The sequence below is a fragment of the Micromonospora lupini str. Lupac 08 genome (genome assembly GCF_000297395.2).
In the GTDB taxonomy this organism is placed as follows: Bacteria; Actinomycetota; Actinomycetes; order Mycobacteriales; family Micromonosporaceae; genus Micromonospora; species Micromonospora lupini.
The window spans coordinates 7,055,045-7,075,264 of sequence record NZ_HF570108.1 but is presented as its reverse complement, the minus strand read 5'-3'; the positions used below and the strand labels follow the sequence as shown (position 1 = coordinate 7,075,264).

Here is a 20,220-nt window from a genome sequence, read left to right as displayed (position 1 = left end):
GGCGGCGCCTAGTACAGCCACTCCTTCGGGTGTGGTGGGAACGGTGGCGGTTGGTGCGGCTGGGGGGAGAATGTAAGCACCCTGTTGGGTCCTGAAAGAACAACCTGAGGGTTGTTGCTTTCAGAGACTTGGCCAGCCCCCTTGGTGGGGCTGGAAGTCTGCCAGGCATGGCCTGGCCCCACATACCGCTGGACGTTGGTTCAGGTTTGGTGTGGGGCGGATCGGGTTGTGGGTTGGTCGTTTGTTGAGAATTGCACAGTGGACGCGAGCATCTTTGTGGTCAAGTTGTCAAGGGCGAACGGTGAATGCCTTGGCACCAGGAGCCGATGAAGGACGTGGGAGGCCGCGATAGGCCTGGGGGAGCTGTCAACCAAGCTGTGATCCCAGGGTGTCCGAATGGGGAAACCTGGCACCAGTCATGTGGTGTCACCCACACCTGAACACATAGGGTGTGTGGAGGGAACGCGGGGAAGTGAAACATCTCAGTACCCGTAGGAAGAGAAAACAAATAGTGATTCCGTGAGTAGTGGCGAGCGAAAGCGGATTGAGGCTAAACCGGCTGCGTGTGATACCTGTCAGGGGTTGCGTGGTCGGGGTTGTGGGACCCCGCTAAACAAGCTGACACTTGTTTGAGGAGTTACAAAGTCAGTGGCTAGTCGAACAGTCTGGAATGGCTGACCGTAGACGGTGAAAGTCCGGTAGGTGAAAGTTGCTGACCTTCTGTGGGTGTTCCCGAGTAGCGGCGGACCCCTGAAATCTGCCGTGAATCTGCCAGGACCACCTGGTAAGCCTAAATACTTCCTGGTGACCGATAGCGGACAAGTACCGTGAGGGAATGGTGAAAAGTACCCCGGGAGGGGAGTGAAATAGTACCTGAAACCGTTCGCCTACAATCCGTCGGAGCCTTGCGGGGTGACGGCGTGCCTTTTGAAGAATGAGCCTGCGAGTTAGTGGCATGTGGCGAGGTTAACCCGTGTGGGGGAGCCGTAGCGAAAGCGAGTCTGAATAGGGCGATTCAGTCGCGTGTCCTAGACCCGAAGCGGAGTGATCTAGCCATGGGCAGGCTGAAGCGCGGGTAAGACCGCGTGGAGGGCCGAACCCACCAATGTTGAAAAATTGGGGGATGACCTGTGGTTAGGGGCGAAAGGCCAATCAAACTCCGTGATAGCTGGTTCTCCCCGAAATGCATTTAGGTGCAGCGTCGCGTGTTTCTTGCCGGAGGTAGAGCACTGGATGGTCTAGGGGGCCCACAAGCTTACCGAAATCAGCCAAACTCCGAATGCCGGTAAGTGAGAGCGCGGCAGTGAGACTGCGGGGGATAAGCTTCGTAGTCGAGAGGGAAACAGCCCAGATCACCAGCTAAGGCCCCTAAGCGTGTGCTAAGTGGAAAAGGATGTGGGGTCGCATAGACAACCAGGAGGTTGGCTTAGAAGCAGCCACCCTTTAAAGAGTGCGTAATAGCTCACTGGTCAAGTGGTTCCGCGCCGACAATGTAGCGGGGCTCAAGCACACCGCCGAAGCTGTGGCATTCACATTTTAACCTCGCTTGGACTTGATTCCTTGTGCAGGTGTGTGGATGGGTAGGGGAGCGTCGTGCCGCGAGTGAAGCAGCGGGGTGACCCAGTTGTGGACGCGGCACGAGTGAGAATGCAGGCATGAGTAGCGAAAGAAGGGTGAGAAACCCTTCCGCCGGATGACCAAGGGTTCCAGGGCCAGGCTAATCCGCCCTGGGTGAGTCGGGACCTAAGGCGAGGCCGAGAGGCGTAGTCGATGGACAACGGGTTGATATTCCCGTACCCGCGAAAGAGCGTCCCTGATGAACCTCGTTGTGCTAACCACCCGAACTGCCTGATGTCTTCGGACGGATGGTGGGGAGCGTGGGAACCTGATGGGTAGTAGTCAAGCGATGGGGTGACGCAGGAAGGTAGCTGAGCCCGGCCGGTGGTTGTGCCGGGGTAAGCGTGTAGGCCGTGTCGTAGGCAAATCCGCGACACATGAAGGCTGAGACGTGATGCCGAGCCGATTCAGGTGAAGTCAGTGATCCTATGCTGCCGAGAAAAGCCTCTAGCGAGTTCTTAGCGGCCCGTACCCCAAACCGACACAGGTGGTCAGGTAGAGAATACCGAGGCGATCGGGCGAACTGTGGTTAAGGAACTCGGCAAATTGCCCCCGTAACTTAGGGAGAAGGGGGGCCGGAGACGTGAAGCCCCGCGCGGGTGGAGCGTTGTATGGCCGCAGAGAGCAGGGGGAAGCGACTGTTTACTAAAAACACAGGTCCATGCGAAGAAGTAATTCGATGTATATGGACTGACGCCTGCCCGGTGCTGGAACGTTAAGGGGACCTGTTAGCTCTTCGGGGCGAAGCGGAGAACTTAAGCGCCAGTAAACGGCGGTGGTAACTATAACCATCCTAAGGTAGCGAAATTCCTTGTCGGGTAAGTTCCGACCTGCACGAATGGCGTAACGACTTCCCCACTGTCTCAACCACAGGCCCGGCGAAATTGCAGTACGAGTAAAGATGCTCGTTACGCGCGGCAGGACGGAAAGACCCCGGGACCTTTACTATAGCTTGACATTGGTACTCGAATTAGCTTGTGTAGGATAGGTGGGAGCCGGTGAAGTCCATACGCCAGTATGGGTGGAGGCAATCTTGAAATACCACTCTGGTTGATTTGGGTATCTAACTTCGGACCGTTATCCGGTTCAGGGACAGTGTCTGGTGGGTAGTTTAACTGGGGCGGTTGCCTCCTAAAGGGTAACGGAGGCGCCCAAAGGTTCCCTCAGCCTGGTTGGCAATCAGGTGTTGAGTGCAAGTACACAAGGGAGCTTGACTGTGAGACTGACAGGTCGAGCAGGGACGAAAGTCGGGACTAGTGATCCGGCACTTGCGAGTGGAAGCGGTGTCGCTCAACGGATAAAAGGTACCCCGGGGATAACAGGCTGATCTTCCCCAAGAGTCCATATCGACGGGATGGTTTGGCACCTCGATGTCGGCTCGTCGCATCCTGGGGCTGTAGCAGGTCCCAAGGGTTGGGCTGTTCGCCCATTAAAGCGGTACGCGAGCTGGGTTTAGAACGTCGTGAGACAGTTCGGTCCCTATCCGCCGTGCGCGTAGGATACTTGAGAAGGGCTGTCCCTAGTACGAGAGGACCGGGACGGACGAACCTCTGGTGTGCCAGTTGTCCCGCCAGGGGCACGGCTGGTTAGCTACGTTCGGAAGGGATAACCGCTGAAAGCATCTAAGCGGGAAGCCTGCTTCAAGATGAGGTATCCCACCCACCTTGGTGGGGTAAGGCCCCCAGCTAGACGACTGGGTTGATAGGCCGGAAATGTAAGCCCGGTAACGGGTTCAGTTGACCGGTACTAATAGGCCGAGGACTTGACTACTAAGCTGCTACGCGTCCACTGTGCAACTCTGAACAAGCGAACACCCGTGACTGTGTGCCGGGGTTGTTTGACATGTTCATAGAGTTACGGCGGTCATGGCGGAGGGGAAACGCCCGGTTACATTCCGAACCCGGAAGCTAAGCCCTCCAGCGCCGATGGTACTGCACTCGTGAGGGTGTGGGAGAGTAGGACACCGCCGGACAATCTTTCAGAAAAGCCCACCCCGATTCGGGGTGGGCTTTTCTGCGTTTCCGCCCCGGGCACCGATGCCGGCGGCCGGCGCCTGGCCTAGGCTCGGCCCGGTGGATGACATCCTGATCCTCCTGGTGTTCGCCTGGTGCGTGGCCGCGGTGCTGGGCGCGCTGGCCTGGCTGGGGGTCCGTGGTCGTCGCCGCGGAGTCGGTGGTGAGGTCATGGGGCCGTTCGAGGAGATGTGGCACCCGGCCGCGACCCGGTACCGGGCCGAGATCCGAGTACAGGAACAGCGGATGATTCCGATGCCGTCAGCCGATGGGAAGGATCAGACCGCGTGACCGGAGGAGTCGAGGCGGGGATGACCGCACAGCGACCGATGCCCACTCAGGACGACGTGCTCGGATACTTCGACACGCTGTCGAACTGGGGGCGGTGGGGTGACGACGACGAGCTGGGCACCCTGAACCACATCACCGACGACGTACGGCTGGCGGCGGCGCGGGCCGTACGCCACGGCAGGAGCGTGTCCTGTGCGTGGGAGGTCGCCGTACCGGAGGAGATGGAGCGGTCCACCACCTCGTGCCCGTGTGCCGCCGACATGCCGGGCGCCGAGAACATGCCGGTGGCAGCCTTCCACGCCGACCGGCGATGGGGCTTCTCGACGGAGCGGCTCGGCATGACCTTCCACGGCAACACCATCACGCACATCGACTCGCCGTGCCACCTCTTCTGGGACGGCATGATGTACAACGGCCGGTCGCACTCGCTTGTCGACACCGGAACGGGATCGGCGTGGGCGGCAGTCACGGCGGCGGCGAACGGAATCGTCACGCGTGGCGTCCTGCTGGACGTCGCGGGGGCCCGCGGTGTGCCGTGGCTGGAACCGGGCGAGGGTGTCTTTCCCGATGATCTCGAAGAGGCCGAACGTCGCCAGGGAGTCCGGGTGCGAGCCGGCGACGCGGTGCTCCTGCGGACCGGCTACGGCCGATTCCGGCACGAATCCGGTGTGGCAAGCGGCTTCACGCAGGCCGGCTGGCACGCGTCCTGCCTGCCGTGGCTGCACGAACGCGGGGTCGCGCTGATCGGCGCCGACACCCCGCAGGACGTCCAGCCGTCGGGGTACGACGACGTGCTGATGCCGGTGCACGCCGTGAGCCTCGTCGCGATGGGGCTGTGGCTGCTCGACAACTGCGACCTGGAGGCGTGCCTGGCGACGGCCGCCGAGCTGGGCCAGTGGGACTTCCAGCTCGCGGTCGCGCCGGTCCGCTTCGTCGGCACGTCCGGCAGCCCGGTCAATCCCATCGCCACCTTCTGACCGCAGTGCGCGCGCTTCTGACGGCTGTGCACGCGCCGACGCTCAGGACGGCCGGGGAGGCTCAGGAGGGCTTGGGGCCGCAGACGTAGCGGGGCTCCGCGTCGTAGCGCCAGGTGAACTTCTCCCGCTTGACGACCACGCCGCCCTTCTTGATGACGCGGAACGCGTCCTGGGCGAAGCCGTTGATGCCGTTGCTCGGAATGCACGACGGGCCGGGTTCCAGGTGGATGACCTTCGGCGTGGTGATGTTGCGCCGAGGGCCGTACTCCGTCTTCACGCTGTCGTAGATCTTCGTGCTCCAGATCGAGACGGTCACCGAACTCGACGTGTACGAGGTGTCGATCAGCAGGCCGTGGTCGGTGTTGTTGCGGAACTTGAAGTCCAGGCTCGGCCAGAAGATGGTCGACTCGATGACGGCCGGGTACCTGTCGAACCAGTACGAGTGCGGCTTGTGCTCGACGTCCTCCAGGCCCGCGTAGTAGGTGGCGTTGAACAGGGTGGTGGTGAACTGCGAGGTGCCACCGCCGACGCCCGGCACCAGCTTGCCGTCCAGGATGACCGGCGCGTCCCGGTAGCCCTGCGCGTAGCCGCGTTCGCCGGTGTGCCCGTTCAGGGAGAACGTCTTCCCCGGCAGCACGATCGTGCCGTCCACCTCCTTGGCGATGGTGGCGATGTTCTGACTGCGCGACGACGCCATGCCACCGGTGAACCGCGTGGTGAAGGTGGAGACCCGCTCCTTGATGCCCAGACCGGCCAGCTTCTCCGCGGTCAGCTCCGGCGGTGTCGGCTTCAGCTCGCCGGTCACCTCGCGTCCGTCGGACTTCGGCAGCACGGCCAACAGGTCACGACCCAGGGTCGCGGTGTCGAGCTGCTGGCCGGCGCGGCCGTCGGTGACCTTGGGCCGGCCCCCGGCGATGGTCATCGACGCGTCCTTCGGCGGCACCTCGATCGCGTTCAGGCTGTCGCCGAGGGCCGCGCGCAGCCGCTTGACGTCGACCGCCGGGGTGAGCTTGCCGGCCTTGTCGGCGGTGAACCGGAGGCTCTTCGCGATGGCCGCCGGCGGCACCCGCACCGACCCCCTGTCGGTGCGCAGGGTGACCGGCGCGGCGACGGCCGGCTTGGCCAGCTCGCCGACCAGCCGGTCCAGCTCCTCGGCGGTGGTCGCCGGCTGGCTCTCCACAAGCGGCACGGTGACCGGGGTGCCGGCCAACCACCCGGTGCGGACGGCCTCGGCGGAGCGCTGCGTGTCGAACGCGAGGCCCGGCTTGGGGCGTACGACCTTCGGGGTGGTGCCCTGGTAGGTGATGGCCGGCATCGTCATCGGACGGACCTGGTCGCCGAGCACCGTGCGCAGGGCCGCGTCCAGCCGGTCGGTGTCGATGGTGACCACCGGGTCGACGGTCCGGGAGCCGACCAGCCGACTGACCGGGTGCGCGTCGGCCTCGGCGGCCGCGGCCACGGTGGCCACCACGTCGACGCCCAGCCCCACGTCGGCGGGCTTGATCTCGGCGGTGCGCTCCCCGACCGTGATCCGCAGTGGCGCGGCGAGGGCCGCCGCCCGCCGGTCCAGTTCAGCTCGCAACTCCCGATCGGCGGCGCCGCGGCTCCGACCGCCCAGCTCGGTGCCGAGCACGCTGGTGCCCCGGGGCACGTCCCCCGCGTACGCCCAGGCGCCGGCGCCCGCCACGGCGGCGAGGACGCCGCCGGTGACGCCGGTCGCGACGAGCATCCGCACCCGGCGGGGACGGCGTCCCCCGTTGTCCGGCCCGCCGGTGGCCGTGGGCGGCGTGACCGCCTCCGGCTCGTCCGGCCAGGTGACCGCGGTGACCAGCACGGTGGGCCGGTCGTCGGCGGGTGGATGTTTGTCGCCGTACAGCGTCACTGCAACCTCGATCGCCAGGTGCCACGGGAGGTCCCCCCTCCCGGAGGACACCACGGTAACCAATGCTCGGCCGTCCGCGCGGGCTGCGCCCGGTCTGCGCTGCCACCGCGTGTCGTTCGGCGTGTCGCTGGGCCGGTGGCAAGCCAGGGCCGGTGGCAAGCCAGGGCGGGGCCGGAGCCGGGGGCGGTGCCGACGCCGGGTCGCCGTCGTGGCACGGTGGCGGGGTGGACGCTGCGGAGCGGGTGTTGGCGTACGGCGGCGGTTGGCTGGACCGGGCGGGCGCGCTGCGTACCGATCCGGCTCGGCTGGACGCGTTGCTGAGCGAGCCGACAAGTGTGGTGTTGCCGTTGTGGCGGGACCGCTGCCTGGTCGACGGGGACGGTCCGGTCTGGTTGACGGGCGACCGCGCGTCCCTCGTCCGGACCGCCGCCGAGGAGACCGTCTTCCTGGGGCTCGACGGGGGCGTGGCGGTGTTCGCCGTCGACCTCTCCGGACTGAGCGAGCCCGCCGCCGTCGAGATGGCGGGCGCGGTGCGGGCGGTCGACGTACGGGCCCTGGTCGGGCGGCTCGACCCGGCCGGCGCGGCGGTCCAGGCGTACGCCCGGGGGTTGCTGCACTGGCACCGGCAGCAGCGTTACTGCGGCACCTGCGGCGCGGCGGCCGTCGCCGGCGGTGGCGGGCATGTGCGGACCTGTTCCGGCGCGGAGTGTGGTCGGCTGCTGTTCCCCCGGATCGAACCGGCGATCATCGTGCTGGTCGAGGCGCCCGGCTCGCCGGAACGCTGCCTGCTGGCCCGGCACGCGGGCGCCGCGGAGGACTCCTACTCGACGCTTGCGGGCTTCGTCGAGGTCGGCGAGAGCCTGGAGGACGCGGTCCGCCGGGAGATGGCCGAGGAGGCCGGGATCACTGTCACCGACGTGACCTACCAGGGGTCGCAGGCGTGGCCGTTCCCCGCCGGGCTGATGGTGGGCTTCCGTGCCACCGCGACGTCCGACGAGGTGCGCGTGGACGGCGTGGAGCTGCTGGAGGCGCGCTGGTTCACCCGGGCGGAGCTGCGGGAGCGGGTCGCGGGAGGTCGTCGGCTCGGTCGGGTCGACTCGATCGATCACCACCTGCTGAGCGACTGGCTTGCCGAGGCGCACTGACGCCATATCGGGCCGGCTCAGCCGTACGGATGAGTGGCGGCTCATCTTCAGCGGTTTTTCAGCCCGGCGTTACGCAAATGTAACAAGGCTGTGTCACCACTACATACGGTGAAAACCTTGCGGGTATCCGTCGCAATTCAGTCGCTTTGCGGCGCGACGGAGCCGCCCTGAGGCTGACTGACGGTGACGACCCGTGATCTTGGTGCCCAGAGCGGGTTACCGGCCAGTAGCAGCGCCCTTGTGAGGTAGGTCGCTTCGCGAGAGCATCCAATCCGCACACTGCCGATCCGCCGACCGTCCCCGGAGCGGCCGCAGCGGCCACGTGCTTTCCCGCAGTCCCGAGTCGCGATTGCGATCGGTGACCCCCGGTTCGAGGAGGACCCGTGAAGGATTCGGAAACCCGTCAGGCGCAGGGTGGCACCCGCTGGCGTCGCTTCGCTGCCATGATGGTTCCCGCTGCGGTCGCTGCCGGCGGCATCGTCTTCGGCATGGCCAACGGCGCCATCGCCGCCAACATCACCGTCGCCGGCAAGCCGTTCAAGATCTCCGCCTCCGAGCTCGACGGCGACGGCTTTAAGCAGTACGGCGGTGTGGTCACCACCAAGGACGGCAAGATCGTCCCGGTGGCCATGTCGGAGATCGGCGAGGCTCACCTGACCAAACTGTGTCAGTCGGTCGACGCCTCCGTGCCCGGTCTGCCCAAGATTGTGCTGACCATCAACGCCGGCGACGGTGGCCCCGGCAAGGAGGCCGTGGCCAAGAACCTGCTGATCGCGATGGAGTCGCTCGAGGGCGACGCCGAGTTCACCAATATCAACATCGGTAAGGACGCCAGCGACCTCGGCCCGGCGCCGGCCGGCTCGTTCGGCCAGGACGCCACGCACGTGAACATCAAGGACCTTGAGCAGGTCGCGCGTTACACCACCGCCGGCACCTTCACACTGACCGGCCTCAAGTTGAAGGTCAACGTCGGCGCCGAGGCCAAGGAATGCTTCTGAGCTGACCCCGAGGCTCGCGAGGGGCGACCTTCGCGAGCCTCGGTCCTGCCCATCCCTTCCACCCCAGGAGGACGTACGTGTCGACCGCCACTCATCGCGCACAACCCGGCCGTGTCGGTCGGGCCTGGCGCGGTTTCCGCCGCTGGCGGCGGTCCCGGCCATTCTGGGGTGGCCTCTTCACCCTCCTGGCCGGAGTGGAGATCCTCGGCACCACCAAAGTCAGCCTGGCCGGGCTGACCTTGCAGATGGGGCCGACCGGCTTCCTTTCCTGGTTGATCCCCGCCATCCTGGTCACCTGCGGCCTGCTGATGTGGCTCAGCCCGGCACAGCGGATCTTCTACGCTGTCGTCGGTGCGGTGACCGCGGTCTACTCGCTGATCGGAGTCAACCTCGGCGGGTTCTTCATCGGCATGCTGCTGGGCATGGTCGGTAGCGCGCTCGGCTTCGCCTGGGTGCCGGCCAAGCGCGCTGCGGCGGTGCCGCCCCCTGCCGCCGATGAGCCGGACGGCCCGCTGGCCGACGACGGTGAGACCTCCGACGAACCTCCGCTTGTCGACGAGCTCCTGCCGGCGCGGGAGTGGGAGGACGAGGCGACCGGGCCGCTCACCGACGTCCTACCACAGGCGCGCAGAACGCTGCGCGAGCCGGCGCCGGCCCAGCCGGCGAGCGACACCACGGAGGCGCTGCCCGTCATCGAGCCGGACGCACCGCAGACCAGGTCGACGATGGCCCGCGACCCGAAGACGTACGTGGTGACGCTGCTCCTGATGAGCCTCGCCAGCGCGGGTCTGACGACGATCGACGGCGCTTCGCCGGTGCGGGCGGCGGAGGTTTCCTGCCCGACGCCCTCGTCGTCGGCCCAGTCCAGCACACCCGCCGCCCCCTCTGCCAGCCCGAGCCTGAGCCCGACCCCCAGCGCCACGTCGGAGAAGTCGGACGGAAACCTGTTCACCGACATCGTCGACGGCATCGGTGACCTGTTCACCGGCGACGACGACAAGGCGGAACCGTCCACCACCGAGTCGAGCGCCGTCGCCAAGGCCGAGCCCACCAGCAGCGCCGCGCGAGCCGGCCAGTCGGCCACCCCGAGCGCCACCCCCACCCGTACCGCCAGCGCCACACCCCGCCCCACCGGGACGGCGACCGCCACCCCGGACGCCCCGTGCGTCAGCCCCAAGCCGACCAAGCCGGCGCCCGCCGAGCCCGGCAAGCCGCTGCCCAAGCTGGCGGCGGACCCGGACATGCCCAAGGTCGCCGCCACGCCGGCGAAGCTGACCGGCTCCAAGGTGGTGATGACGAACCTGCGGTTTCGGGGAGTCGAGCCGCTACACACCGCCAACGGCGAGATGAAGGCGCTGAAGTTCACCATGAGCAAGGCGGTGACAAGCGACTTCGCGTTGCTGGTAGCCGGGCCGTCGGGAGGCTCGTTGTTGAGCGAGACGAACGAGCTGACAATCGACGGTGACGTGACCTTCTACGCGACCCGGTTCGTCGGCCGGTTCCTGGGCATCAAGGTCACCCTGACTCCGGACCTGCCCTTCCCGGACGGCATCCCGATCACCTCGCCGCTGCCGCTCACCTTCACCGACCCGCAGATCGACCTGGCCTTCATCTCCTGCCACACGTTGACCGGCCGGCCCACCCTCCGACAGACGCTGCACTAACCGGAGCATGGCGGGGCGGCGTCCGGACTCGGACGCCACCCCGCCATTCATGCTGCACCCGCCTCGCGCACCGATGCGTTCCGGTCTGCTCGCTGCATCCTCGCCACACGACCGCCACCCCGCAGGGGCCGTCACGGGTTCGCCCCCCGGAAGGCGTCCGATGGCAGCTGCCAGCAGCATGTCGGCTTTGTTCTTCCGGGGCGATCACTATTCATGATCGCAATTATCGTGTGCGGATCAGTTTGCTGATAAGGGAGGTTGGATGGGCGTTTTATCGCGCCGAACGCGCTGGTCCCGATGGACCGGCGCGGCGCTCGTGGTGGCACTCGCCACCGGTGTCGGCCTGTTCGGCACGTTGTCGCCGGCTGCTGCTGTGCCCACAGGGGGGATCGCCGCAGCAGATCTCAATTCCATGTTCAACTCGTATGGTGATGCGGGCGGGCACTGGACCGGCGGTGACAGCACCGCATCCGTGGCGCTGCCCGATGGCCGGGTGGCCTGGTTGTTCTCGGACACGTTCCTGGGCACTGTGAATGCGGACGGATCGCGTCCGGCGAACACACCGATGGTCAACAACACCATCGTGGTGCAGGACGGGGGGTTGAACCTGGTCAGCACGCGGCACGGCGGGACGGCTGCGCAGCCGACGGCAGTGGCAGTACCGACCGAGCCGGGCGAGTACTACTGGGTGGCGGACGGCCTGGTCGAAGCCGGCACCATGAAGGTGCTGTACAACAGCTACCGCCGCACCGGCGGCGGGAATCTCGACTTCGAGATGACCGGGACAGCACTCGCGACGTTCGCGCTGCCGAGTCTGACGCTGTCCAGCGTGGTGAAGCTACCGCTGGGTTCGGCCATCGGATGGGGCTCGGCGCTGCTGGAGACGGGCGGCTACACCTACATCTACGGCACCTCCAACGGCCAGGCGGGAACCAAGTTCGGGCACGTGGCACGGGTGCCCTCCGGAGGGCTCGCTGGCGCGTGGCAGTTCTGGACCGGCACGACATGGTCCGCACAGTCGGCCGACGCGGGGGTGCTGCTCAGCGGGGTAGGCACCGCGTATGGCATCCAGCAGGTCGGCAGCGGGTTCGTGTTGGTAACGCAGGACACCAACCTGGTCTTCAACCCGCAGGTGTTCGCCTACACGGCGCCAGCGCCGACGGGGCCGTTCTCCGGCCCGGTGCCGCTGCTGGTGGCGCCGGAGGTGACACCGCAGTCCTCGACCCTCATCTACGACGCCCGGGTGCACCCGGAGTTGGCCCGCTCGGGCAAGCTGTTGGTGTCGTACAACGTGAACAGCCTCGACAACGCCGACAATTTCACCAACGCGCGTCTGTACCGCCCGCGGTTTGTAGAGATCGATTGGCCACGTCCGGCTCCGGATCCGGGCACCCTGCCATCGGTGCCGGCAGGGTTGACGGCGACGGCTGATACGGCGGGGCAGGTGAGGTTGTCGTGGTCCCCAGTCTCGGGTGCCAAACAGTACTGGTTGTATCAGCGCAACGTGACTGCCGGGCAGACTCACTTCTCCCGACAGCCGTACCCGTTCACCGACCCGACCGCGCTCATGGGCTTGCTCACCTCGGGGCACCAGTACGAATTCCGGGTGGCCGCGGAGAACGCCGTCGGTCAGGGTCCGCTGTCGTCAACCGCCAGTGCGACTCCCTACATTGCGCCGCCATCCCCGCCGAGCGGCATCGCAGCCGCTGCGGACACGGCCGGGCGGATCACCCTGACCTGGACGGCCGTGGCGGGCGCGTGGGGGTATGACGTACTCAAGCGCGACGTCACCGAGGGTGTGGCTGAGTTTGACCTGGCGACCCGTCTTGGCGGATCGGACAGCCAATTGGTGCTGGACAATCTCGAGCACAACCATAGATACGAGTTTGTGATGGTGACCCGCAACGGCGGTGGGGAGTCGCCGCGCTCGCTCCCGGTGAGTGCGACCGCCACCTACGCCCTGCCGGCGGCACCCACCGCGCTGACCGCTACCCCTAACGCCGATGGAAGCATCAAGTTGAGCTGGGCGGCGCCGGCCGACGTGTGGTTCCGGATCTACCATCGGGACGTCACCGCGGGGGAAGGGTTCACCCAACTGCCGCTGCCCGTCACCGAGTGCTGCACGATGGTTGACAAGTACCTGCTACACAACCATGAGTACGAGTACAAGGTGACTGCGACGAACAGGGGTGGTGAGGGGCCGGCAAGCAACCTGGCGAGGGCTACCTCGGTCTATCCTCTCCCGGCAGCGCCGGCGAACCTGCGGGCCACCGCCGGTGTCGGCACCGCCACCCTGCAGTGGGACGCATCGGCGGACACGTGGTTTTCGGTCTACCGGCGCAACGTGACAGCGGGGGAGGCCGACTTCACCCAACTGCCGTTGCCGGTCACCACGTGCTGCACGATCACGCTGGAATATCTGGCCAATAACGAGACGTACGAATTCAAGGTCGCGGCAACCAACCAGGCCGGGGCGAGCCCTTTCAGTAACGCCGTGCAGGTCACGCCGCGGCCGGCTCCCCCGCCACAAGTGACCGGGGTGGGTGCCATTGCGCAGTCCGATGGCACGATCCAGTTGAACTGGACCCAGCCGAACGGGTCAGGTTTCTGGTACGACGTGTACATGCGGGACGTGACCGCCGGCGCCTCCTTCACGAAGCTGGCCTATCCGGTCACCATCTGCTGCACCGTCAAGATCGATCTGTTGACGCACAGGCACGTCTACGAGTTCAAGGTGGCCGCCACCAATGGTCTGGTCGGCCCGCAGAGTGCCGTGGTGCAGGCGACAAGCACCTTCGCGCTGCCGCCCACGCCGCCGAACCTCCGCGGCCGCACCGGCGGGGACGGTTCCATCGACCTGGACTGGGATTCGGTGGGCCAGCCAGCCCTCTACTGGGTCTACTACCGCGATAAGACAGCGGGCGCCACGTTCAGCAAGGCGAGCTACCCCACCGACCGCACGAACGTGACGATGGAATACCTGGTGCACGGCCACGTGTACGAGTTCAAGGTCAGCGCCGACAACCAGGGCGGGGAGGGGCCAGCTTCGGCGGTGATCCAGGTTACGTCCCTCGGGGGTCTACCGAAGCCAGCGTCGAATCTTGCCGCCACGACCGGCGATGGAACGGTCAGGCTGACCTGGTCGGCTAGCCCGTCTCCGAATGTGTACTACGACATCTACCAGCGGGACGTCACCGCGGGAGAGTCCTGGAAGAAGTTGCCCTATCCGGTGACGACCTGCTGCACTCACAACGGCAATCTGCTGAACAACGGGCACACCTACGAGTGGAAGGTGGTGGCGACGAACGCCTCTGGTGCCTCCGGTGGGTCCAACGTGGTCAGCGGACGTCCGATGCCGCCGCTGCCCGCCACGCCGACCAATCTGGCCGCCACCGTGGGTGACGGGACAGTCCGGCTTACCTGGACCGCGAGCGCGTCGCCGAATGTCTACTACGACATCTACCAGCGGGACGTCACAGTGGGGCAAGCGTGGCAGAAGCTGCCGTATCCGGTGACCATCTGCTGCGCCTTCAACGGAGACCTTCTGGCCAACGGACACACGTACGAATGGAGGATCCGCGCCACCAACATCACCGGGGCCAGTGGCTATACGAGCACCGTCAGCGGGCGGCCGATGCCGCCGATCCCGTCCGCGCCCAGCGGCCTGACTGCGACCGTCAAGGACAAGGGCGTCGTGCTCAAATGGACCGCCAGCTCCACACGGAACGTCTGGTATCTCATCTATCAGCGGGACGTGACGGCGGGGCAGTCGTGGCAGAAGCTGCCGTATCCGGTGACCAGCTGCTGCACCTTCACCGGTGACTACCTGATCAACGGGCACACGTATGAATGGAAGGTCACGGCGACCAACCTCTCCGGTATCAGCGGCTACTCCAACACGGTCAGCGGGCGACCGATGCCGCCTGCGCCGAAGGCACCATCTGGGCTAACGAGCAAATCCATCACCAATGGCGTGGAGCTGCATTGGACGCACAGTTCGACCCCGGATGTCTGGTACCGGATCTATTATCGGAACCTCACCGACGGGCAGACCAGCTGGACCCCGATCAGCGCGACGACTCCAAATAACTCATTCACCGTCTGGGATAAACTTCCCACCCTCCGGGTCTACGAGTTTCAGGTCGCCGCGTATAACTTGTCCGGCGAGGCCAAGGCTACCTGGACCGCAGAGGACGTGCCCCGCAGAGTGCTTACAGGCAAGAAGCCGAACCGCCCGAAGAACGACGATAACGGCAGCAATAATGTGGCGATGTTGTGGGCTTTGGACAACTTTCAATCCTGCCAATGGGACTATTTCCAGACTGTTTGCTTCGGCCTGCCGCCTAGCCTGAAAGGTCAACCCATCACAGTCGGGGACTTTATGTTCTACAAAAAGGGCTCGGCTGCTCTCGAGAATGAGCTCGAGTGTGAGGCGTGGATACGGCTGCGGTTGCGACAGTTGCACGGACCGAGTGTGGCCAGCGAGAAGGGTCGCGACCTGCTCTGGCACGAACAGGTGCATTCGGCGCAATGGACGCGGTACCGTTATTGGGGAGCCTTTGTTGCCGACTATTTCACGCATCTTTGGGAATTCGAGGGTAAGGCGAATCTCTATTGGGGCAGTTACGAGACCCATCCGGACGCCTGGGTAGTGATAAGGGATGGATCGAAGTGTCCGTGACTTCTGGTAGTCGTCAGGCGATAAATCACTTTTCGCCATCGTGATACTTGTGTCAGGGAACGGATTTATCCCTGGTTTCAGTAAATGAATCTCTGACCCGGCGAATACCAGGTCACTCGACGGCAAAACAGTGGAGGGTCGCACCAGTCCGGGATGCGGCCCTCCACTGCTCAGAGTCGGGCCAGCGCCTTGCGCAGCGGGTCGAGGCCCAGCGCGCCCAGGTCCAACGCCTGCCGGTGGAACTCCCGCAGGTCGAAGTCGGCGCCCTTGCGGGCCTTGGCGTCCTCGCGGGCCTGCAACCAGATCCGCTCGCCCACCTTGTACGACGGCGCCTGCCCCGGCCAGCCCAGGTAGCGGTTCAACTCGAAGCGCAGGTTCTCGTCCGGCACCCGGCAGTGTGCCCGCATGAACTCCCAGCCCAGCTCGGGCGTCCACCGCTCGCCCGGGTGGAAGCCGAACGGGTTGTCCTTCGGGATCTCCAACTCCAGGTGCATGCCGATGTCGACGATCACCCGGGCGGCGCGCATGGCCTGACCGTCGAGCATGCCGAGCTTGTCGCCCGGGTCCTCCAGATAGCCCAGCTCGTCCATCAGTCGCTCCGAGTAGAGCGCCCAGCCCTCGCCGTGCCCGGAGACCCAGCACAGCAGCCGCTGCCAGCGGTTGAGCAGGTCGGCCCGGACGGCGGTCTGCGCCACCTGAAGGTGGTGACCCGGCACGCCCTCGTGGTAGACCGTCGTCACCTCCCGCCAGGTGGAGAAGTCCGTGATGCCCTGCGGCACCGCCCACCACATGCGGCCCGGGCGGGAGAAGTCCTCGCTCGGCCCGGTGTAGTAGATGGCGCCGTCGCTGGTCGGGGCGAGGCAGCACTCGATCCGGCGGACCTGCTCCGGAATGTCGAAGTGGGTGCCGTGCAGCTCGGCGATCGCCTTGTCGGCGAGCGCCTGCATCCAGTCGCGGAACGCCTCCTTGCCCTGGATGGTCCGCGCCGGGTCGGCGTCGAGCGTGGCCACCGCCTCGTCGACGGACGCGCCCGAGCCCGCGATACGACCGGCCACGACCCGCATCTCCGCCTCCAGGCGGGCCAGCTCCGCGAAGCCCCAGGCGTACGTCTCGTCCAGGTCGACCTTCGCGCCGAGGAAGTACTGCGAGGCGAGTTCGTAGCGTTCCCGGCCGGCGGCCTGCTTGTCCCGCCCGTGCGGGGCCAGCTCGGCGCGCAGGAACTGGCCGAACTCGGCTGTCGCCGCGGTGGCCGCCGCCGCGCCCCGGCGCAGCTCGGCGCCGAGCGTGCCGTCCACGCCCAGCCGCTCGACGAGGCCGTGGAAGAAGTTGTCCCCGGTCGGGTCGGTCCAGGTGTCGCACTGCTTGGCCACCTCGACGAGCTGCACCTTCGAGCTGACCCGCCCGTGGGCGAGCGCCTCGCGCAGCGTGGTCTTGTAACCCTCCAGGGCACCGGCCAGGCCGTTGAGCCGGGCGGCGACGTTTGCCTGGTCGTCGGCCGTCGCCGTCGGCATCAGGTCGAACACCATGCGGACCTCGTGCAGCCCACTCTCGATCACGCTGATTTCGCTCGTCGTCTCGCCGGCCTCGTAGCGGGCCAGGTCGAGGCCGAGCCGTTCCTGCATGGCCTCCTTGGCGGTGCGTTCCGCCTCGGTGTCCGGCTCGGTAACCTCAAGCTCGGTGAGGGTGCGGCGGGTGAGGTCGGCCTTTGCCCGGTAACCCTCGGGTGAGAGGTCGTCGAGCTGGTCGTCATGGCCGGCGATGCCGACGTAGGTCGCGCCGGTGGGGCTCAACGGCGCCCACTCGGCCACGTAGCGGTTGGCGAGTTCATCAATTCGTCCCACGGTGCGACACTACGTGACCGCCCCGCCCCGGTGTCGACGCTGTTTGTCGTGTCCAACCAGCAGAAAGTCGCGGGACTTTGTCGTACCGCTGCGGCAGAGTGTCAGGGGTGACCACCGATGTTGCTCCTGACAAGGCGCCGCTGCGCGCCTGGCTGCCTGGCTTCTTCGCCCTCGCCGCCATCTGGGGATCCAGCTTCCTGTTCATCAAGGTCGGCGTGGCCGAGCTGCACCCCGTTCAGCTGACTCTCTACCGCGTCGTCTCCGGCGCGCTGACCCTGTTGGTCGTCCTCGCGGTGCTGCGCGACCGGCTGCCCCGCGAGCCCCGCGTGTGGGCGCACCTCTTCGTCGTCGCCGCGTTCGGCGTGGCGGTGCCGTTCACCCTCTTCGGTTACGGCGAGCAACGGGTCGAGTCGATGCTGGCCGGTATCTGGAACGCGACGACGCCGCTGATCGTGCTGCCGCTGGCGGTGCTCGTGTTCCGCACCGAGCGGTTGACAGTGCGCCGCGCGATCGGCCTCGGGCTGGGCTTCCTCGGCGTGCTCGTGGTGCTCGGGGTCTGGGAGGGCATCGGCGGGGCGCACTTCGTCGGGCAGTTGATGTGCTTCGGGGCGGCCGCCTGTTACGGCGTCGCCATCCCGTACCAGAAGCGGTTCGTCGCGGGCAGCGCGCACTCCGGGCTGTCGCTGTCCACGGCACAGTTGCTGCTCGCCGCCGTGCAGCTTGCCGTCGTCACCCCGTTCGTCGCCGGTGCGCCGCCGCTGCCCACCGAGCTGTCGCCGAAGGTGGTGGCCAGTGTGCTGACCCTCGGGGCGCTCGGCACCGGGCTCGCCTTCGTCATCAACATGCGCAACATCCGGGTGGCCGGCGCGAGCACCGCCTCCACCGTCACGTACCTGATTCCGATCTTCGCGGTGCTGATCGGCGCCGTGGTGCTCGACGAGCGGCTCAACTGGCACCAGCCGGTCGGCGCGCTCATCGTGCTGCTGGGCGTCGCGGTCGCGCAGGGCCTGTTCGGCCGTCGCAGGCCCCGGCCGGTGGCGGGCGTCGGCGCGCCCGCCACACCCGCCGCCGAGCCTGCCGAGCCTGCTGCGCCCGCGGCCGAGCCTGCTGCGCCTGCCCGCGGGTGATCAACTCGGCTTCCTTGAAACCGGGGTGTCCTGCGGTCCAGGACACCCCGGTTTCAGCGATCGCGAGTCGATCAACTCGACACCCCGGTGTCGACGCCCGGGCCGGTCAGGTCCGGGCGTGTGTCCACTCCACGAGCTGCTCGGCCGACCAGGTGTTGACCACCCGGTCGGCGGGGACGCCGCAGAGCGCGGCCCGCTCGCAGCCGAACCGCTGCCAGTCGAGCTGACCGGGCGCGTGCGCGTCCGTGTTGATGGCGAAGCGGCAGCCCGCCTCCAGGGCGCGGCGGATCAGCCGCTTCGGCGGGTCCTGCCGCTCCGGCCGGGAGTTGATTTCAACGGCGGTGTCGTGCTCCGCGCAGGCGGCGAAGACCGCGTCCGCGTCGAAGTCGCTCTCCGCCCGGGTTCGCGCGCGGTGCCCCCGATCACCCGGGCCGGTCACCCCCGCCGGGCGGGACGACACCATCCGCCCGGTGACGTGACCGAGGATGTCCAGGTGCGGGTTGACGACAGCCTTCAGCATGCGCCGGGTCATCTTCGACCGCTCGTCCTTCAGACCGCTGTGCACCGACCCGACCACCACGTCGAGTCGCGCCAGCAGCTCGTCGTCCTGATCGAGTGAGCCGTCGGCGAGGATGTCCACCTCGATCCCCGTCAGGATCCGGAAACCCTCCGGCAGCGCCGCGTTGACCTGCGCCACGTGGTCGAGCTGCCGGCGCAGCCGCTCGGCGGTCAGCCCGCGCGCGACCGTCAGCCGGGGCGAGTGGTCGGTGAGCACCACGTACTCGTGGCCCAGCTCCACCGCGGCGAGCGCCATCTCCTCAATGGGGGAGCCGCCGTCGGACCAGTCCGAGTGGGTGTGGCAGTCGCCCCGCAGGGCGGCGCGCAGCGCCGTGGCCTCGGCATCCAGGTCGCTGCCCTCGGTCGCCACCAGCCGGCGCAGATAGACCGGCTCCTCGCCGGCCAGGGACTCCGCCACGCAGCGGGCCGTCACGTCCCCCACACCCGCCAGCTCGGTGAGCGTGCCGTTGCCGGCCCGCTCGGCCACCTCGGCCGCCGGGAGGCCGGCAAGCGCCTTCGCCGCGGAACGAAACGCCCGCACCCGGTAGGTGGCCTCGTTCGCCCGCTCCAGCAGGAACGCGATCCGGCGCAGGTCGGCAATGGGGTCCCGAGCGCTCATCCCACCGAACCTAGTGCGTACGAGCCGCGTCAGGGAGCCTTCGGGCAGCCGTGTTTGCGCTGCCACGTGGTCACCTCGGCGGCGGGTTCCCGGTTGCCGCCTTGCCGCCACGAGTCCAGATACCGGGCCGGCCACAGCACACCGCGCCGGATCCACCACCCGTCCTTGCCGGTGCACGGCGGCGAGATGCCGAAGTGCACGTGGCAGACGTTGTTGGCGTTACCGGTGCGGCCCACCTTGCCGAGCTGCTGCCCGGCGCGAACCCGCACCCCGGCCTCGATGCCGGCGCCGACCACGCTGAGGTGCGAGCCGTAGTAGCGCACCCCGTCGTCGCCGAGCAGCGAGACCGACAGGCCGCCGTTGTCCGGGCCCTGCGGCCCACTCTTGGAGTACCTGTCGACGCGACTCACCTCCAGCACCTTGCCGTCGGTCACCGCCACGAACGGCTCACCGCAGTCGGCGAACACGTCCGTCGCCGGGTACGCCCCGTGCGTCGTGTGGTAGTCCACGTTGTCGGCGCGTACCGGAAAGACGTGCCGGAGCCCGGCGCGGGGCGCGCTCGGCGACGGCTTGCCCGACGACGGCGCCGGGCTGGCCGGGCGGGAGGTCGTCGGCGTGGCCGCCGGCGCCGCCGGCTGCTCACCTGTCGCCCAGACCGCCGACGGCGTCGGCGCGGCCCCGTCCGGCGGCACCCCCGGCCGGGTGGTCGCGCAGCCGGCGGCCAGCACCGGGGCGAGCAGCAACAGGATCGGGTACGCCGGACGCACGCGGCGACCGATCGTCGGCGAGGGCATTCGGTCATCCTGAC

General features: G+C 67.1%; 11 protein-coding genes and 2 rRNA genes. 9 read left to right on the top strand and 4 right to left on the bottom strand.

All coding sequences use genetic code 11. From position 1 onward, the window contains the following. Positions 1–278: 278 nt before the first annotated feature. From MILUP08_RS33500 to MILUP08_RS33485, 4 genes are all read left to right on the top strand, one after another. Positions 279–3,387: ribosomal RNA gene (locus MILUP08_RS33500) — 23S ribosomal RNA — on the top strand. An 85-nt stretch (positions 3,388–3,472) separates the two neighbouring features. Next, positions 3,473–3,589: ribosomal RNA gene (gene rrf / locus MILUP08_RS33495) — 5S ribosomal RNA — on the top strand. A gap of 100 nt (positions 3,590–3,689) precedes the next feature. Next, positions 3,690–3,920, top strand: coding sequence for a hypothetical protein (locus tag MILUP08_RS33490; RefSeq protein WP_039907105.1), 231 nt, complete (start codon positions 3,690–3,692; stop codon positions 3,918–3,920). A gap of 20 nt (positions 3,921–3,940) precedes the next feature. Then, a complete protein-coding gene (locus MILUP08_RS33485; protein ID WP_237747220.1) occupies positions 3,941–4,897 on the top strand; it encodes a cyclase family protein in 957 nt (318 codons plus the stop codon). A 61-nt stretch (positions 4,898–4,958) separates the two neighbouring features. Here the strand turns inward: MILUP08_RS33485 and MILUP08_RS33480 are convergent, their stop codons facing one another. After that, positions 4,959–6,779, bottom strand: a complete 1,821-nt coding sequence (locus MILUP08_RS33480; RefSeq protein WP_007466336.1) for a VanW family protein — start codon at positions 6,777–6,779, stop codon at positions 4,959–4,961. A 224-nt stretch (positions 6,780–7,003) separates the two neighbouring features. On the opposite strand from MILUP08_RS33480, the gene nudC reads away from it, so the two are divergent. From nudC to MILUP08_RS34100, 4 genes are all read left to right on the top strand, one after another. Next, on the top strand, positions 7,004–7,924 hold the full coding sequence (gene nudC, locus MILUP08_RS33475) for an NAD(+) diphosphatase (RefSeq protein WP_007466334.1): 921 nt from the start codon (positions 7,004–7,006) through the stop codon (positions 7,922–7,924). Positions 7,925–8,367: 443 nt separating this feature from the next. Then, complete coding sequence (locus MILUP08_RS33470; protein ID WP_051066104.1) at positions 8,368–8,922, top strand: DUF6230 family protein; 555 nt, start codon at positions 8,368–8,370, stop codon at positions 8,920–8,922. A 77-nt stretch (positions 8,923–8,999) separates the two neighbouring features. Then, positions 9,000–10,586, top strand: coding sequence for a DUF6114 domain-containing protein (locus MILUP08_RS33465; protein ID WP_007466329.1), 1,587 nt, complete (start codon positions 9,000–9,002; stop codon positions 10,584–10,586). Between the two features lie 262 nt (positions 10,587–10,848). Next, a complete protein-coding gene (locus MILUP08_RS34100) occupies positions 10,849–15,267 on the top strand; it encodes a fibronectin type III domain-containing protein (RefSeq protein WP_007466327.1) in 4,419 nt (1,472 codons plus the stop codon). A gap of 170 nt (positions 15,268–15,437) precedes the next feature. Here the strand turns inward: MILUP08_RS34100 and MILUP08_RS33455 are convergent, their stop codons facing one another. After that, on the bottom strand, positions 15,438–17,108 hold the full coding sequence (locus tag MILUP08_RS33455) for a DUF885 domain-containing protein (RefSeq protein WP_007466325.1): 1,671 nt from the start codon (positions 17,106–17,108) through the stop codon (positions 15,438–15,440). A 107-nt stretch (positions 17,109–17,215) separates the two neighbouring features. Here MILUP08_RS33455 and MILUP08_RS33450 point away from each other — a divergent pair, with 107 nt between their 5' ends. Next, complete coding sequence (locus MILUP08_RS33450) at positions 17,216–18,235, top strand: DMT family transporter (protein WP_007466323.1); 1,020 nt, start codon at positions 17,216–17,218, stop codon at positions 18,233–18,235. A 106-nt stretch (positions 18,236–18,341) separates the two neighbouring features. Here MILUP08_RS33450 and MILUP08_RS33445 read toward each other — a convergent pair whose 3' ends face one another. Both MILUP08_RS33445 and MILUP08_RS33440 read right to left on the bottom strand, forming a co-directional pair. Next, positions 18,342–19,412 (bottom strand): PHP domain-containing protein, encoded by a 1,071-nt coding sequence (locus MILUP08_RS33445; RefSeq protein WP_007466321.1) that lies wholly within the window; start codon positions 19,410–19,412, stop codon positions 18,342–18,344. Between the two features lie 29 nt (positions 19,413–19,441). After that, the gene (locus tag MILUP08_RS33440) at positions 19,442–20,206 is read right to left on the bottom strand and encodes a M23 family metallopeptidase (protein WP_007466319.1); all 765 of its coding nucleotides are present in this window, start codon (positions 20,204–20,206) and stop codon (positions 19,442–19,444) included. Positions 20,207–20,220: the final 14 nt, after the last annotated feature.

What these genes read in the sequence shown, in the direction of transcription:
- MILUP08_RS33485 (WP_237747220.1), top strand. Translation starts at nt 3,941, where the DNA reads ATGACCGCACAGCGACCGATGCCCACTCAGGACGACGTGCTCGGATAC.
- MILUP08_RS33470 (WP_051066104.1), top strand. Translation starts at nt 8,368, where the DNA reads ATGATGGTTCCCGCTGCGGTCGCTGCCGGCGGCATCGTCTTCGGCATG.
- MILUP08_RS34100 (WP_007466327.1), top strand. Translation starts at nt 10,849, where the DNA reads ATGGGCGTTTTATCGCGCCGAACGCGCTGGTCCCGATGGACCGGCGCG.
- MILUP08_RS33445 (WP_007466321.1), bottom strand. Translation starts at nt 19,412, where the DNA reads ATGAGCGCTCGGGACCCCATTGCCGACCTGCGCCGGATCGCGTTCCTG.
- MILUP08_RS33440 (WP_007466319.1), bottom strand. Translation starts at nt 20,206, where the DNA reads ATGCCCTCGCCGACGATCGGTCGCCGCGTGCGTCCGGCGTACCCGATC.